The sequence below is a fragment of the Vibrio sp. L3-7 genome (assembly GCF_963898195.1).
GTDB lineage: Bacteria > Pseudomonadota > Gammaproteobacteria > Enterobacterales > Vibrionaceae > Vibrio > Vibrio echinoideorum.
Genome location: NZ_CAWQUW010000056.1, coordinates 65,372 through 80,281 on the forward strand (window position 1 = coordinate 65,372; position 14,910 = coordinate 80,281).

Annotated in this window: 15 protein-coding genes; 6 read left to right on the forward strand and 9 right to left on the reverse strand. The window is 43.4% G+C overall.

Features of this window, described 5'->3' with window-relative positions; translation table 11 throughout:
- Positions 1-161 precede the first annotated feature (161 nt).
- The 4 genes from cgtA (at position 162) to folA (ending at position 3,261) form a co-directional block, all read left to right on the forward strand.
- A complete protein-coding gene (gene cgtA, locus AACW75_RS22020) occupies positions 162-1,334 on the forward strand; it encodes an Obg family GTPase CgtA (RefSeq protein ID WP_017073047.1) in 1,173 nt (390 codons plus the stop codon).
- A 166-nt stretch (positions 1,335-1,500) separates the two neighbouring features.
- Positions 1,501-2,268: a threonine/serine exporter family protein gene (locus AACW75_RS22025; RefSeq protein WP_145569920.1), complete on the forward strand. Its 768-nt coding sequence runs from the start codon at positions 1,501-1,503 to the stop codon at positions 2,266-2,268.
- On the forward strand, positions 2,268-2,741 hold the full coding sequence (locus AACW75_RS22030) for a threonine/serine exporter family protein (RefSeq protein WP_186437177.1): 474 nt from the start codon (positions 2,268-2,270) through the stop codon (positions 2,739-2,741). The genes AACW75_RS22025 and AACW75_RS22030 overlap by 1 nt, the downstream gene beginning before the upstream one ends.
- 40 nt (positions 2,742-2,781) lie before the next feature.
- Positions 2,782-3,261, forward strand: coding sequence for a type 3 dihydrofolate reductase (gene folA, locus AACW75_RS22035; RefSeq protein WP_102553884.1), 480 nt, complete (start codon positions 2,782-2,784; stop codon positions 3,259-3,261).
- 86 nt (positions 3,262-3,347) lie between these two features.
- Here the strand turns inward: folA and apaH are convergent, their stop codons facing one another.
- The 6 genes from apaH to lptD all read right to left on the reverse strand — a co-directional run bounded on the left by apaH (position 3,348) and on the right by lptD (position 10,128).
- Entirely contained in the window at positions 3,348-4,151 is an 804-nt protein-coding gene (gene apaH / locus AACW75_RS22040) for a bis(5'-nucleosyl)-tetraphosphatase (symmetrical) ApaH (protein WP_145569916.1), read from the reverse strand.
- 28 nt (positions 4,152-4,179) lie between these two features.
- Positions 4,180-4,560: a Co2+/Mg2+ efflux protein ApaG gene (gene apaG / locus AACW75_RS22045; protein WP_102553882.1), complete on the reverse strand. Its 381-nt coding sequence runs from the start codon at positions 4,558-4,560 to the stop codon at positions 4,180-4,182.
- Positions 4,561-4,658: 98 nt separating this feature from the next.
- Positions 4,659-5,474, reverse strand: a complete 816-nt coding sequence (gene rsmA / locus AACW75_RS22050; protein ID WP_017073053.1) for a 16S rRNA (adenine(1518)-N(6)/adenine(1519)-N(6))-dimethyltransferase RsmA — start codon at positions 5,472-5,474, stop codon at positions 4,659-4,661.
- Entirely contained in the window at positions 5,471-6,460 is a 990-nt protein-coding gene (pdxA, locus tag AACW75_RS22055) for a 4-hydroxythreonine-4-phosphate dehydrogenase PdxA (RefSeq protein ID WP_029224775.1), read from the reverse strand. Before pdxA ends, rsmA begins: the two co-directional genes overlap by 4 nt.
- Complete coding sequence (gene surA, locus AACW75_RS22060) at positions 6,450-7,745, reverse strand: peptidylprolyl isomerase SurA (RefSeq protein ID WP_017073055.1); 1,296 nt, start codon at positions 7,743-7,745, stop codon at positions 6,450-6,452. Before surA ends, pdxA begins: the two co-directional genes overlap by 11 nt.
- A gap of 43 nt (positions 7,746-7,788) precedes the next feature.
- The gene (lptD, locus tag AACW75_RS22065) at positions 7,789-10,128 is read right to left on the reverse strand and encodes an LPS assembly protein LptD (RefSeq protein WP_145569914.1); all 2,340 of its coding nucleotides are present in this window, start codon (positions 10,126-10,128) and stop codon (positions 7,789-7,791) included.
- A 149-nt stretch (positions 10,129-10,277) separates the two neighbouring features.
- Between lptD and djlA the strand changes: the two genes are divergently transcribed.
- Together djlA and AACW75_RS22075 are read left to right on the forward strand one after the other, a co-directional pair.
- Complete coding sequence (djlA, locus tag AACW75_RS22070; protein ID WP_145569912.1) at positions 10,278-11,132, forward strand: co-chaperone DjlA; 855 nt, start codon at positions 10,278-10,280, stop codon at positions 11,130-11,132.
- 65 nt (positions 11,133-11,197) lie between these two features.
- Positions 11,198-11,743, forward strand: coding sequence for a DUF924 family protein (locus AACW75_RS22075; protein WP_135456172.1), 546 nt, complete (start codon positions 11,198-11,200; stop codon positions 11,741-11,743).
- 101 nt (positions 11,744-11,844) lie between these two features.
- Here AACW75_RS22075 and AACW75_RS22080 read toward each other — a convergent pair whose 3' ends face one another.
- The 3 genes from AACW75_RS22080 to leuC form a co-directional block, all read right to left on the reverse strand.
- The gene (locus AACW75_RS22080; RefSeq protein ID WP_135456174.1) at positions 11,845-12,627 is read right to left on the reverse strand and encodes a DUF547 domain-containing protein; all 783 of its coding nucleotides are present in this window, start codon (positions 12,625-12,627) and stop codon (positions 11,845-11,847) included.
- A 224-nt stretch (positions 12,628-12,851) separates the two neighbouring features.
- Entirely contained in the window at positions 12,852-13,454 is a 603-nt protein-coding gene (gene leuD, locus AACW75_RS22085; protein WP_135456176.1) for a 3-isopropylmalate dehydratase small subunit, read from the reverse strand.
- A gap of 14 nt (positions 13,455-13,468) precedes the next feature.
- The gene (leuC, locus tag AACW75_RS22090; protein WP_145569910.1) at positions 13,469-14,881 is read right to left on the reverse strand and encodes a 3-isopropylmalate dehydratase large subunit; all 1,413 of its coding nucleotides are present in this window, start codon (positions 14,879-14,881) and stop codon (positions 13,469-13,471) included.
- Between the last annotated feature and the right edge of the window lie 29 nt (positions 14,882-14,910).

Here is a 14,910-nt window from a genome sequence, read left to right on the forward strand (position 1 = left end):
GCCGTTTGTTTTTTAAGAAACAGAAAGCAAAGAACCTCTCCTTATTTGTTCCTTGGTTGCAGATCGATCTAGATCTTAGGTGATCGATCTAAACACGGATCTGCTAGAATTTATATCATTCCTTGATGAGTGATAACGCAACGTAAGTGCGGAGTTAAAAAATGAAATTCGTTGATGAAGCATCAGTAAAAATAGAAGCCGGTGATGGCGGTAATGGTACAGTAAGCTTTTGGCGCGAAAAATTCATCGCTAAAGGTGGTCCTGACGGTGGTGATGGTGGTGATGGTGGTGATGTTTACATTCAAGCGGATGAAAACTTAAACACACTGATCGATTACCGTTTCCAGCGTTTTTACAATGCAGAGCGTGGCGAAAATGGCCGCGGTGGTAACTGTACGGGTAAACGTGGTAAAGATATGACAATGAAAGTACCTGTAGGTACTCGCGCCGTTGATATCCACACTAATGAAGTCGTTGCTGAAGTTGCTGAACATGGCAAGAAAGTCATGGTTGGTAAAGGTGGTTGGCACGGTCTTGGTAACACGCGTTTTAAGTCGTCTGTTAACCGTGCTCCTCGTCAAAAGACAATGGGTACTAAAGGCGAAGTTCGTGAACTACGTTTAGAGCTTCTTCTATTAGCTGATGTTGGTATGCTTGGCTTGCCAAATGCAGGTAAATCTACCTTTATTCGCTCAGTATCTGCTGCGAAACCAAAAGTGGCTGATTACCCATTTACTACGTTGATCCCAAGCTTGGGTGTAGTGAGTGTGGTTCCTGAAAAGAGCTTCGTAGTTGCTGATATTCCAGGTCTAATCGAAGGCGCAGCTGATGGTGCTGGTCTTGGTATTCGCTTCTTGAAGCACCTTGAGCGTTGTCGTGTTCTTCTGCACATGATCGATATTTTACCAATTGATGGTTCTGATCCTATTCAGAATGCATTGACGATCATCGATGAGCTTGAGCAGTACAGTGAGAAAGTTGCACAGAAACCTCGTTGGTTAGTGTTCAACAAAGTTGACCTAATGCCTGAAGAAGAAGCTGACGAAAAGATTCAAGAAATCGTCGAAGCTTTAGGTTGGGAAGGCGAGTACTTCAAGATCTCTGCTGTGAACAAAATAGGCACCAAAGATCTTTGCTTTAAACTGGGTGAGTTCATGGAGAACCTACCTCGTGAAGTTGAAGCTATTGAAGAAGAAGAAAAAGTTAACTTTATGTGGGATGACTACCATAAAGATGCGATGGCCGGTAAGAATGTCGTTACTGAAGATGACGACGATTGGGATGACTGGGATGACGAAGAAGATGACGGCCATGTTATCTATGTTCGTGACTAATCCTCGTTGTTTCTTATAAGCACTTTGGTCGCTTTTTCTAAGATACGCTGATAGTTTTGTTAAACCGCAATGAAAATTGCGGTTTTTTTGTATCTAAATCATGACGTCACGTTGTTTTTTATGCAAAATTTATCCTTATATAATTAACGCCTATGGGAAGGAAATCATGGCATCAAAACAAAGAGCGATCTCAAGACTCGTCGCTCAATCAGGACAAATGTTATTGGCACATGGCGCAGAGAGCACACTAGTCGGCGATATCATGCGTCGTATCGGTATTGCTTGTGGAGTCGATGAAGTAGAAGTTGCACTGTCTGCCAATGCGCTTGTTGTGACAACGGTAATGGATGATCACTGTATTACGACGACTCGAAGCTGTGCTGATCGTGGTATCAACATGCAAGTGATCACTGATATTCAGCGAGTCTGTATCATGATGGAGAAGGGAATTCTTGATTATGGAATGGCTTATAGAAAGATTCAAAACATTAGCCCTGAACGCTACAACCGTTGGTTAGTTGTCGTAATGATAGGATTATCGTGTGCTTCTTTTAGCCGTCTTGCTGGCGGAGATTGGCATGTCTTTATGATGACGTTTATAGCTTCGGCTTGCGGTATGATTGTGAGACAAGAGATCGGTCATCGTCACTTCAATCCGTTATTGAATTTTGCCATTACGGCTTTCGTTACCACGACTATCTCCGCTCAAGCTGTGCTTTACAATATTGGAGGTCAACCCACCATCGTGATGGCTTCTTCAGTATTGATGCTCGTGCCCGGATTTCCTCTGATTAACTCCGTTGCGGATATGCTTAAAGGCCACATTAATATGGGATTGGCGCGCTTTACTATGGCCAGTCTATTAACCTTAGCGACTAGCTTGGGTATTGTAGCAGCGATGAGCTTGTCAGATGTTTGGGGATGGGTAAACTAATGAGTATTTTTGAACTTTTTGTTGGGTTACTCAACGATATGTTTTTTGCCGCGATTCCTGCTGTCGGGTTCGCGTTGGTCTTTAATGTTCCCCAACGAGCTCTAATTTACTGTGCGTTGGGAGGTTCCATTGGTCATGGTAGTCGTTATTTGATGATGCATTTCGGCATTCCCATTGAGTGGGCGACGTTCTTCGCGGCTACATTGGTAGGGATAATTGGAGTCCATTGGTCACATAAGCTCTTGGCACACCCTAAAGTGTTTACCGTCGCAGCATTGATTCCGATGGTGCCTGGTGTGTTTGCCTTTAAGGCGATGATTGCCATGGTTGAGATTAATCGAGCAGGATATAACCCAGAACTATTGGCCTTGTTGATGGAGAACTTTTTGAAATCGATGTTCATTATCGCAGGGCTTGCGGTTGGCTTAGCTGTGCCTGGGCTGTTATTCTACCGTCGTAGACCTATCGTCTAGCTTCAACTTCACTCTCAAGTAAGGACAGGACTTTCGATTTATGATCATCAGTATGATAGCGGCAATGGCAGACAACCGTGTAATTGGTAAAGATAACCAGATGCCATGGCATTTACCTGCCGATTTTGCATGGTTTAAACGTTCAACGATGGGTAAACCCGTAGTGATGGGGCGTAAGACCTATGACTCTATTGGACGTCCTCTACCTGGCCGATTGAATGTCGTAATTAGCCGTGATGAGAGCTTAGAGATTGAAGGTGTTACTACGGTTACTTCAATTGAAAAAGCATTAGAACTGGTAAGTGATGTTGATGAAGTTATGATCATCGGTGGCGGTTCAATCTATGAAAGTTGCTTACCTAAAGCTGACAAGCTGTATCTGACTTACATCGATTTCGCTGTTGATGGAGACACCCAATTCCCAGAGTGGGGTGAGGGTTGGAAGCAGAGTTTTAGTGAAACTTATCAATCGGATGAGAAGAACAAACACAACATGGAATTTGTGATTCTCGAACGCTAAATTGTGATTCTCAATTGTTAGGCATTGATAAGTGCTTGCGCTATTAACCTATAGCGCAAGCATGATCTATTTGGTATCTCGTACTTTTATAATGCTTCTTGAGTGAAGAACTGTTTGTCTTCCCAGCGAAGTGCCGTTAACTGTCCCCCCCAAACGCATCCTGTATCTAAACCAATCACATCTTTTCCTGAGTAGCCTTCTAGCGCAGCCCAGTGTCCAAAAATAACTGTTTTATCCAGCTTTATACGTTGTGGTAGGTCAAACCAAGGCACTAACGGCTCAGTGGTAATTTCGCTTGGCGGAAGTTTACAGGCCATATCGAGTCGACCATCAGTAAAACAGAAGCGCATTCTAGTCAGGCTGTTGATCGCATAGCGATAGCGCTCAATCCCTTCTAAATTTTGACGCCATAAGTCAGGCGTGTTGCTGTACATATTCTCGATAAGCCATTGCCACTTATCGGATTTTAATAAGGCAGTTATCTCTCGATTTTCAATCAGTGCTCGCTCTAGATCCCATTGAGGTGAGATACCAGCATGAGACATTACGAACTCTGGATGTTCTTGAATCAAAGGCTGTTGTCTTAACCATTCGAGCAATTGGTCACGATCTTCAGCATCCAGAATTGGTTGAGTCTTATCTTTAGGTTTCGCTGGAAACAGACCTAATGAGACAGCAAGCAGGTGTAAGTCATGGTTACCTAATACCACCTTTGCAGCACTACCAAGGCTACGTATAAAACGCAATGTTTCTAGCGATTTAGGGCCTCTAGCGACTAAATCACCAGCCACCCATAAGGTATCTTGTTGTTTGTCAAAGTTGACTTTTTCAAGCAGTAACTGAAATTCGTCGAAGCATCCTTGAATGTCTCCGACAATATAATTCGACACAGTGATTTCCTGTAGATGCTGAGGATAACTAGTTAAGGATATTGGGTATTGCTAACCTAAATGGGTCAACTTCGGTTATGAAATTGAGACCTTTGTGATCAGTCATAACATAATGACCTTGCATAACTCCAACAGGAGTTTCGATGACAGTACCACTTGTGTAAGTGTATTCGTCGTTGGCCTCGATAACAGGTTGCTGTCCAACCACACCATCACCTTCAATGGTGAGTTGCTTTCCGTTAGAATCGGTAATCAACCAACGGCGAGACATGAGTTGAACTGTTGTTTTGCTAAGGTTTCTGATAGTAATGATGTAAGCGAAGACGTAACGGTTCTTCGTTGGCTCAGATTGTTCCTCTATGTATTTAGAGTGAACTTGGCATTTGATACAAGGCGTAGATATATCCATATTCGCACCTTTTATTGTTGGTATGCTAAGGGCAATAGATCACCCAAAAATATTACATAAAAAATAGGCTCCTCACCGAAGTGTAGGAGCCTTTCTATCTATTTGTCAGCGTTTTGACTGTCGTATAACCAGTTTGCCATGTCGACAAATTGTTCGAGTGTCAGGTTCTCAGGGCGCATGCCAGGGTTAACACCTAGCTCTTCAAGCACTTCTTTACTGATCAAACTCTTGTAGCAGTTACGTACCGTTTTACGGCGCTGGTTAAAGCCTTCGCGACATACGCGATCCAAGCACTTAAGATCTTTTGCCGGATAAGGCAGCACTTCATAAGGCTGAAGGCGTACGACGGCAGAATCCACTTTCGGTGGCGGAACGAAGGCTGTTGGTGGTACTTCTAGTACAGGCGTTACTTTACAGTAGTATTGAGCCATTACAGTAAGACGACCGTAAGCTTTAGTACCAGGGCCCGCAGCCAATCGATTAACGACTTCTTTTTGAAGCATAAAGTGCATGTCTTGCACGTCTTTATGAAACTCAAAAAGGTGAAACATCAATGGTGTAGAGATGTTGTATGGCAAGTTACCGAAGATACGTAGCTTGTTGTTCGGTTTAACAAGTTGTTCGAAATCGAACTTCATTGCATCACCTTCATAGATCGTTAACTTTTCAGCTAGATCCGGGTGATTACGCAGACGTTCAGCAAGATCTCTATCCAGTTCAATCACAGTGAATTTGTCGACAAGCTTGCCAACTGGCTCAGTGATCGCACCAAGACCAGGGCCGATTTCGACTAGGTTTTGACCTGGAAGTGGGTTAATACTCGATACGATGCCATCAATAATGTATGGATCGTTAAGGAAGTTTTGACCAAAACGTTTACGCGCTTTGTGCCCTAAGTGGACATCATTTCTCATTGTTTTTTCTCTACTAATTCAATGGCGTGCGTGAGCGCTGTTCTAAAGCTCCCTGTATCGGCTTGGCCTGTCCCTGCCAAGTCTAAGGCAGTACCGTGATCGACTGATGTACGAATGAACGGTAAGCCAAGTGTGATGTTCACTGAGCGACCAAACCCTTTGTATTTCAATACTGGGAGTACTTGGTCGTGATACATACCTAAAACAGCATCTGCATCTTGCAAATATTTTTCATTAAAGATGGTATCTGCTGGCAATGGGCCAACTAAATTGATGCCATCTTGTTTACGAATTTTTTCTAGCGTAGGGGTGATAGTTTCTATTTCTTCACGGCCCAAACAACCATCTTCACCAGCATGCGGATTTAAACCGCACACGTAGATAGTTGGTTTCTCAATCGCAAATTTATCGACCAAATCTTTATTCAGAATCGCAATAATTTGTTCTAATCTGTCTTCGGTCACTGCTTGAGATACATATGCTAGTGGGATATGTGTTGTTACTAATGCAACACGCAGCCCTTCAGTTGCCAACATCATCACGACTAGCGGTGTGTTGGACTTCTCTGCAAAGAACTCGGTATGACCACTAAAAGCAACGCCAGCACGGTTAATTACACCCTTATGAACAGGGCCGGTGACAATAGCATCAAATTCATTATTCATACAGCCAATTGCTGCGGTTTCTAAGGTATTTAATACGTAATGACCATTAGCCTCGTTGAGTTGGCCTGCGATGGCAGTTTCAGCTAGTGGAACGTGTTTCACTACCAGTGTGCCTGAGCGCTGAGGTTGCTTGGGAGCGGCTGCATCGTAATCTAACAGCTCAACTTCAATCCCTAGTATTTCCGCTCGCTGTGCAAGTAGAGTTTTATCTGCACACACTACGAGTTGATGAGGCCAGCTTTCTTGAGATAAAGCCAAAGTTAAATCTGGACCTATCCCTGCGGGTTCACCTGCGGTAATGACCAGGCGTTTAGTTGTCATCTTGGTCGTCCTCAACCATTTCAACAAAGGCACTCGCTCTGACTTCTTGTAGCCAAGCGCCAGCTTCTTCGTTGAACTTACGGTTAAATAGAATTTGGTAAGCTTTGTTCTTTAAAGCTGAATCCGTTCGGTCAACTTCTCTACGGTCGAGTACTTCAACAATGTGCCAACCATGAACGGTTTTAAAGGGTGCGCTGATTTTTCCTTGAGGTAGAGTCTCTACTTGGTGCTTGAACTCAGGTACATATAAATCAGGGGTTTGGTAACCTAGTTCACCATCTTGCACAGCAGAACCCGGATCTTGGCTGTATTGTTGAGCAAGCTCGCCAAAGGTGGCTTCGCCAGCATTAACGCGACGAGTGATTTCTTCAAGTTGCTCTTTTGCACCGTCATCACTCAGGATTACGGTAGGTTTAATCAAGATATGACGGGCATTAACTTCGGTAACGGCAACAGTTTCTAAGCCTTTTACATCTTCAATTTTAAGAATGTGGAAGCCAACACCGCTTCGGAAAGGACCTATGATGCTGCCTTTATTTTGCATTTTGATTTGGTCTGCAAAAATGGTTGGCATCTCTTCTTTACGCATCCAACCCCAATCACCACCTTGCAGTGCTTTTGGACCTTTCGAGTAAGTGTAAGCCATGGTGCTGAAATTTTTGCCGCCGTTTAGTTCTTCTACTAAATCGTTCGCTTGTGCTTCTAACTCTTCTTTGGTTTGGTCATCATTAAATCGAAGTTGAATGTGGCCAATTTTGTATTGAACAGTAGCATTGGTTTCTTGCGCTAGGATATCCGCTAGGTTGTCCACTTCTGCAGGAAGAATGTTGATACGACGACGGACTAATGCGTTACGAGCTTCACTGGCTGCAATCTCTTTTCTTACTTGTTCACGAAAGGCATTGTAGCTAAGGCCTTCTGCAGCAACGGATGCTGTAAGCTGATCCACGGTTTGGTTGTTATCTTTTGCAATGCCTTCAATCGCTTGATCAAGTCGAGCATCATCAATACGAACACCAATACGCTCTGCTTCTTGAGTTTGAATCGTATCAATGATCAGTTTTTCGAGTACTTGCTCATTGAGTACGTCTTGCGATGGCAGCGTTTGGCCGCTTTTCTTAGCATTTGCGCGCAACGTTTTCATTGAAGCATCGATGTCACTTTGTAAGATCACGCCTTCGTTAACGATAACTTTTACGCTGTCGAGCTCAACCGGTGCTGCATAGCTCGTTGATACAGTGCAAGCTGCTGCGATAGCGATTAATGTGTGTTTCCACAATGTCATGTGTAATCCTTTATATTTACTGATGTTTTATCAGTAAAGAAAATTAGTTGTTTAAGAAGAATGGGCGACCATAGCTCAAAGAGTTGTCAGAGCTGCTATCCCCAACAGCGCCTGAATCAGAACCGATATTAGTACCAAAGCCAACAATACCGAAATTCACACTGAAGTTATTTTCATATTCAGGTGTAGTATTTGGATCACTAATGTTATTTGTCAAACGGTTACTATAGGTAAAGCCGATATACCAACAATCTGATTTATAGTTTAAACGAGCTAACCACTCTAGATCTTCTTGTGTGGTTAAATCATAGAAATATTGAGCACTCGTGCTCCATTTCGGTGTAATTTGGTAGGCGCCAAGCAAACCGGCTTGTGAGATACCCTCTCTTGTAATTGATGATACGTCAAAATCTACAGTTTCATTTATGTATTCTTCTGTTACATAACGATAGTTAGTTTGTATGTAACCACCAGTGAAGCGGTATTCTAACGTACTGTTTGCAAGCTGCATCGCAGTAGTATCAATGTCGTATTGCACGCCGCCGTGATAAAACAGGTAATCGTCATAGTTGAAGTCCATTTCAATGGCCCAAGATGAATAATTAGTTTTTTCACTGGAGTCTTCGCTGCTCAGAGTTTGTTTTGTGTCTTTATCAAAATAGAAAATTTGGCCAAAGGATATATTAAGTCGTTCTTTATATTCATCATCAAAGAAGCGCGATGATGCACCGTAACTGACTTGGTTTGCCGCAGCTATGCGATCCACACCACTGTATTTACGGCTTCTGAATAAGCCATAGTAGTCGGTCTGTAGTAGTGTTGTATCGTAAAGGCCAATTTCACTTTGATCCTCTTCGGGTACGTAAAGGTACTGTACCTGGGGCTCTAACGTTTGAGTATAATTGCCAACAATAGTGGTATCTCGCTCCAGAATGATACCAGCATGGCTTCTAAATTCAGGAATAACACGGCTAACAGATTCTTCTAGCCCTTCATAATCAGAACCAACACCAGTATCTACGCCATCAAGATCTTGTTGGTAATATGTACCAAGCAACCGAGCTTCTGTTGTCCATGTACCCCAGGTATTACCTACCGGAATAGTAATTCCGGGCTCGACATGAACACGAGTTGCAGAGGGTTTACCTGTAGCATCCGTGTCGAACAACGACACATGACTAATGAGGTCGAAATCTAGGTAATCCATGACCTCCGGAGCATAGTAGTTGTACTCAAGCTGTGGCATTAAACGATAGGGTAAATTGTTTGTTGTATCGGTGAGGACTTGGAAATCTCTTACGAGTACGGAAGCGTCCCAATTCTGTGAACGGTACGTTGCTTTACCTTCTTGAAGTAACTGACCGTCTTCACGGTTACCAATACTACTTGAGCTGACGTCGGTAAAGTAGTCGATATCACTGACTTTTGAGTAATCGATTTCGAACAACCAAGATTGTTGATATATCCCTGAGTGTTCTAGTTGTGCGCCCCAGCGATCGCCTTTTTCTTCGTACTTCTTATCATCAGGTAAATATTCAGATTTAATACTACCTGTACCGAAATCGCTCAAGTATCTGAATTTACTGTTTAGCTGAGTACCACGTTCTTGCATGTACTTGAAGGTAGTTTCTAAGTCATAGTTTGGCGCCAAGTTCCAATAAACAGGAATCTCAGCTTCAAAACCATCGCTTGAACCGTATGACACAGTTGGATATAAGAAACCGGTTTTACGTGTGTCACCGACTGGTACGGTTAAATAAGGTAAGTAAAAAACTGGGACACTTTGAATTTCAAAGCGTGGATTATAAAAGGTGGCTTGCTCTTCGTCTTGGTCGACGCTGATGCTTGATGCTCTTAGACGCCAAGCGTTGTCGCCAATAGGGCAAGAGGTAATCGAACCGTCTTCGATTTCATAAACTGCTTTGCCCGTCTTAGATACGTAGACCGCATCACCACGTCCAGGCTCGCAAAGAAATTCGTAATCGGTATTTTCTAGCGTCATTTCATCAGTAGTGAGGTTATTGGTCGCCTTGTCTGATATAGACTTGATTTGACCATCACTAAAGTTTACGTTGCCTTCAGCTACAACGATATTTTCTTGTTGATGCAGAGTTACATTGTCGGCAAGAATGGTTTTATTTCCTTGCGTAACTCTTACATCACCTGAATATATTGCCTTATCACCATTGATAGCTTCTAAGCGATCAGACTCAACATGAGCGGGTAGCTGTGTCTCGTTTTCTGCAGCGGGTTCGATCAAGCATTGATCTATAGAGGGCATTTCCTGCACACTATTATCGGTGATTGTTTCAGCTTGAGTTGTTGACACGTATAACGCTGTAGTTATCGACGCGGCTAACAAGGTGCGGGAAAAACATTGCATGAAGTTGAACTATCCTGTTTCACTAGATGAAGGGTTGATCTAGTATCAATCCAATAAATAAAGCATTTTCCTTATGATAAAGGAAATATTAGCATTCAGCATCATCAGACAGCATTACTCAGACAAAATTCATAGATAGAGAACACATAATGCAAATATTTGGCAAAATTTTGGGCGCTTTTTTTGGCTTTTTATTTGGAGGGCCACTTGGTTTAGTTTTTGGCCTATTTTTAGGACACCAATTCGATAAAGCTCGCCGATTGAACCAATCGGGCTTCAATAGCTCTGGTTTTGGCCGAGGACCAAGCCAAGCAGAAAGACAGAATGAGTTTTTTAAAGCGGCTTTTGCGGTTATGGGACACGTTGCTAAAGCGAAGGGGCAAGTGACACCAGAAGAGATTCAGCTGGCTTCTACAATGATGGAGCGTATGAATCTGCATGGTGAACAACGTAAAGCTGCGCAAGAAGCTTTTCGCGATGGCAAAGAAAGTGACTTCCCGCTAGGTGATGTGCTTGAGCGTGTGAAGATCTCATCGGGCGGCCGTTTTGATCTTCTGCAGTTCTTTTTGGAGCTACAAGTCTCTGCCGCATTTGCTGATGGAAGCTTGCACCCAAGTGAGCGTCAGGTTCTTCATAAGATAGCGAAAGGGCTTGGATTTTCTGCAGAACAACTAGAACGACGTTTGCAGATGCAAGAAGCTGCATTCCGTTTTCAACAACAAGGTGGAAGTTTTGGTGGCCATCAAGGTCACGGACAGTCATCGGGTTGGCAACAAGCTTCACAGCAAAACCAACTGGCAGATGCTTTCAAGGTACTTGGGGTAAGTGAAAGTGCGGATGGTAAAGAAGTGAAGAAAGCTTACCGGAAACTGATGAATGAGCACCACCCTGACAAGTTGATGGCGAAAGGTTTACCGCCTGAGATGATGAACGTTGCGAAAGAAAAATCTCAAGAGATTCAAAATGCTTATGACCTAATCAAAAAGGTTAAAGGCTTCAAATAATCATTACTATCTGAATTGTATTTGAGTGGTTCGCTTTGTGAACTACTCTACCTAAAGGGAATTATATGACGTTAACTTATAAGGATGTTCTAGAGTTTTGGTTCGATGAACTAACGCCCAAAGACTGGTTTACTGGCGGTGAAGAGATTGACGCTTTGATTAAAACTCGCTTCTCTGAACTGCACCAAATAGCCATTCAAGGTGAGTTGTTTGAATGGCGCCAGACAGCAGAAGGACGCTTGGCTGAGATCATCGTACTTGACCAATTCTCTAGAAATATTGCTAGAAATAGTCTGGCAGCGTTTTCGGCTGACCCTATGTCGTTGGCTTTAGCTCAAGAAGCGGTTGGTGGTGGTTTTGACCATCAACTTAACCAGCAGCAAAAAAGCTTTCTCTACATGCCTTACATGCACAGTGAATCTTTGATGATGCATGAGCAGGCTGTGATGCTTTTTTCTCAGACGGGTCTAGAAAATAACCTGGATTTTGAGTTTAAGCATAAGGTCATCATTGAGCGTTTTGGTCGCTATCCACACCGTAATGAGGTGTTAGGACGAGCTTCGACTCCTGAAGAAGTTGAGTTCTTGCAGCAACCAGGCTCAAGCTTTTAATTGTAGAAGTACGGTTCAATAGATAAAAAAGAGGCTAGAGGTTAATAAAAACCTTTAGCTTCTTTTTTGTTTAGCTTCATTCATGAGCTTTAACGTTAAAACTAGTTTGCTTGGTTAAGCGACCAATCATAGTCATAACTGATTTGTTCAGTGTTTGTTACCTGCTTTGTTCTGTATTGATCTAAGTGTTGAATAAGTTGTTGTTGGTTGCCAAAATCTACAGCAAACCATTCGTAAATCGATGATAGTTGAAGCTTGTTGTTTTCAATCAACACGCCCTTATCGCTATTGATATACTCAGCAGCAGCGAGTTCTAGCAATGTCTCTGTATTATCAGACGTAAAGGCCTGAGGTTGCAGATTAGGACAACCCAGACTCGCACAATTCACTGCGTAATGCGTACGTGGGTCTTGCCAAATCGGTCTTAAAATTCGATGTTCGATATCATTCAGTGACATTGACTTTCCATTGACTTCAACCACATCGTCTCCCCATGGCCCAAAACTAAACAGTCCGCCGAGCTTAGTGATTGATTTGATAGGGTATGCATCAAGAATCAAATCGACAGTCACGGCGTTATATAGATTAACCCAGTAGGCATACTGCTCCGCTCTTGAATAGTCGAGTGGGTTGATCTGCTCAAGTCGGTTTATGTACTGGTTTAACTTTGTCTTGTCTGAAGAGCTCACCGCTTTATATCTCACTAGGGTGTGCTGCTCTTGTTTTACTAAGTAGCTATCGAGGAATTGCTGCCAATCTTGATGAGACACCTGTGTTGAGTTCGCTTCATTACTTTGGTTCCAGTATGGCCAAAGTTCGGATTTAGGCGCAGACCAAGCTAAGGTTGAGAAAAGTAGACTGATAATAAAGAGTAGTTGTTTCATGGCATTCTCCTGATGACTGACTACTAAGACCCTACGGCTCACTATTTTCTTTCATGACCCTTTCGTTAAATAAACAAGTGAATTAAATAAACCATTTAAGTTAAACAAGAAAGTTTAGTCCAACCAAAATTGAGTCTAATAAAAAAGGCTGGCACTAGGCCAACCTTTTAGGTGTTTTTGAAACCGCTTGCTCTATTTCAAGACTGTGCTATTTCAAGATCGTTTTATTTCAGGAAGCTAGGAATCTTAGCTTCAAATTCTGAAATCTTATCTGCGTGTTGAAGTGTTAGGCCGATGTTATCTAGGCCATTCAGCAAGCAGTGACGACGGAACTCATCAATTTCAAACGAGTATTCTTTTCCATTGGCAGCGACTTTTAGTGCTTCAAGATCAACTGTAATTTCTGCGCCTTCGTTTGCTTCAACGAACTGGAAGAGCTCATCGACTTCTTGTTCTGTAAGTCGAACCGGAACCATCTGGTTGTTGATTGAGTTGCCGTAGAAGATGTCTGCGAAGCTTGGTGCGATCATCACTTGAATACCGTAATCGGCAAGCGCCCACGGTGCGTGCTCACGAGATGAACCACAACCGAAGTTTTCGCGAGCGAGTAGGATAGAAGCACCTTTATAGCGGGGTGCGTTCATTACAAACTCAGGGTTTGGCTGTTGGCCTGCGTCATCTAGGAAGCGCCAATCGTGGAACAAGTGCTTACCAAAACCAATGCGGTTTACTTTTTGTAGAAACTGCTTTGGAATGATCGCATCAGTATCGATGTTGGCCGTATCTAGAGGAACGACTAATCCGGTGTGTTGTTGAAAACCTGACATGTTAAATCCTCTAATTAAAGTTCACGAATATCGACAAAGTGACCAGCGATAGCCGCTGCGGCTGCCATTGCTGGGCTAACTAGGTGCGTACGACCATCACGGCCTTGGCGACCTTCAAAGTTACGGTTTGATGTAGAAGCACAGCGCTCTTGTGGACCTAAGCGGTCGTTGTTCATTGCAAGACACATAGAGCAACCCGGTAGGCGCCATTCAAAACCTGCTTCGATGAAGATCTTATCTAGGCCTTCAGCTTCAGCTTGTGCTTTTACTTGCTCAGAACCTGGAACGATCAATGCTTGAACATGTTTCGCTACTTGGCGGCCTTTTGCTACGGCTGCAGCTGCACGCATGTCTTCGATACGCGAGTTAGTACAAGAACCCACGAAGACTTTATCGACGTTGTAATCAGATAGAGATTTACCCGCTTCAAGGCCCATGTAAGCCAGAGCTTTTTCAGCAGATGCTTTTTCAACAGGATCTGCGAAGCTTTCTGGTGCAGGGATTGGTGTGTCTACTGAGATCACCTGGCCTGGGTTAGTACCCCAAGTGACTTGTGGTTTGATGTCAGCCGCTTCTAGCGTTACAACCGCATCGAACTCTGCATCAGTATCGGTTTTCAATGTGTTCCAGTATTCAATCGCGGCTTCTAAGTCTTTACCTTCAGGAGAAAACTTACGACCTTTGATGTATTCGTATGTGGTTGCATCTGGAGCGATTAAGCCCGCTTTCGCGCCTAGCTCGATTGCCATGTTACATACTGTCATACGACCTTCCATTGTAAGGTCTGTAATTGCCTCACCACAGAATTCAACTACATAGCCTGTTCCGCCTGCAGCTGTTGTCTTGCCGATGATCGCGAGCACGATATCTTTGGCGGTAATACCTTCTGTGACTTTGCCTTTTACTTCGATCTTCATGGTTTTAGCGCGCGCTTGTTTTAGCGTTTGAGTCGCTAGAACATGCTCTACTTCTGAAGTACCGATACCGAATGCTAATGAACCAAATGCACCGTGTGTCGCCGTGTGTGAGTCACCACATACGATGGTCATACCCGGCAGAGTAATACCTAGCTCAGGCCCCATTACGTGCACAATACCTTGGTATTTGTGGTTTAGGTCGTAAAGCGTGACACCAAACTCTTCACAGTTTTTCGATAGCGTTTCCATTTGGATACGAGCCATCTCGCCAGAAGCGTTAATGTCTTTGGTTTGAGTCGATACGTTATGATCCATCGTCGCAAAAGTTTTGCTAACTTGGCGCACTTTACGACCTTTTTCACGCAAGCCATCAAAAGCTTGTGGCGACGTTACTTCGTGGACTAAGTGACGATCGATATAAAGAATTGGCGTTTCGCCCTTAGCTGCAACCGCAACGTGAGCGTCATAAACTTTTTCGTATAAGGTTTTTGCTTGCTGGTTTGTCGACATAGCTTTTCTTCCTTGGGAGCATCAGTCCC

Bases quoted from the DNA above. Each gene is read 5' to 3' on its own strand.
- cgtA (WP_017073047.1), top strand. From the start codon at position 162: ATGAAATTCGTTGATGAAGCATCAGTAAAAATAGAAGCCGGTGATGGC.
- AACW75_RS22025 (WP_145569920.1), top strand. From the start codon at position 1,501: ATGGCATCAAAACAAAGAGCGATCTCAAGACTCGTCGCTCAATCAGGA.
- AACW75_RS22030 (WP_186437177.1), top strand. From the start codon at position 2,268: ATGAGTATTTTTGAACTTTTTGTTGGGTTACTCAACGATATGTTTTTT.
- folA (WP_102553884.1), top strand. From the start codon at position 2,782: ATGATCATCAGTATGATAGCGGCAATGGCAGACAACCGTGTAATTGGT.
- apaG (WP_102553882.1), bottom strand. From the start codon at position 4,560: ATGGATATATCTACGCCTTGTATCAAATGCCAAGTTCACTCTAAATAC.
- rsmA (WP_017073053.1), bottom strand. From the start codon at position 5,474: ATGAGAAATGATGTCCACTTAGGGCACAAAGCGCGTAAACGTTTTGGT.
- pdxA (WP_029224775.1), bottom strand. From the start codon at position 6,460: ATGACAACTAAACGCCTGGTCATTACCGCAGGTGAACCCGCAGGGATA.
- surA (WP_017073055.1), bottom strand. From the start codon at position 7,745: ATGACATTGTGGAAACACACATTAATCGCTATCGCAGCAGCTTGCACT.
- lptD (WP_145569914.1), bottom strand. From the start codon at position 10,128: ATGCAATGTTTTTCCCGCACCTTGTTAGCCGCGTCGATAACTACAGCG.
- djlA (WP_145569912.1), top strand. From the start codon at position 10,278: ATGCAAATATTTGGCAAAATTTTGGGCGCTTTTTTTGGCTTTTTATTT.
- AACW75_RS22075 (WP_135456172.1), top strand. From the start codon at position 11,198: ATGACGTTAACTTATAAGGATGTTCTAGAGTTTTGGTTCGATGAACTA.
- AACW75_RS22080 (WP_135456174.1), bottom strand. From the start codon at position 12,627: ATGAAACAACTACTCTTTATTATCAGTCTACTTTTCTCAACCTTAGCT.
- leuD (WP_135456176.1), bottom strand. From the start codon at position 13,454: ATGTCAGGTTTTCAACAACACACCGGATTAGTCGTTCCTCTAGATACG.
- leuC (WP_145569910.1), bottom strand. From the start codon at position 14,881: ATGTCGACAAACCAGCAAGCAAAAACCTTATACGAAAAAGTTTATGAC.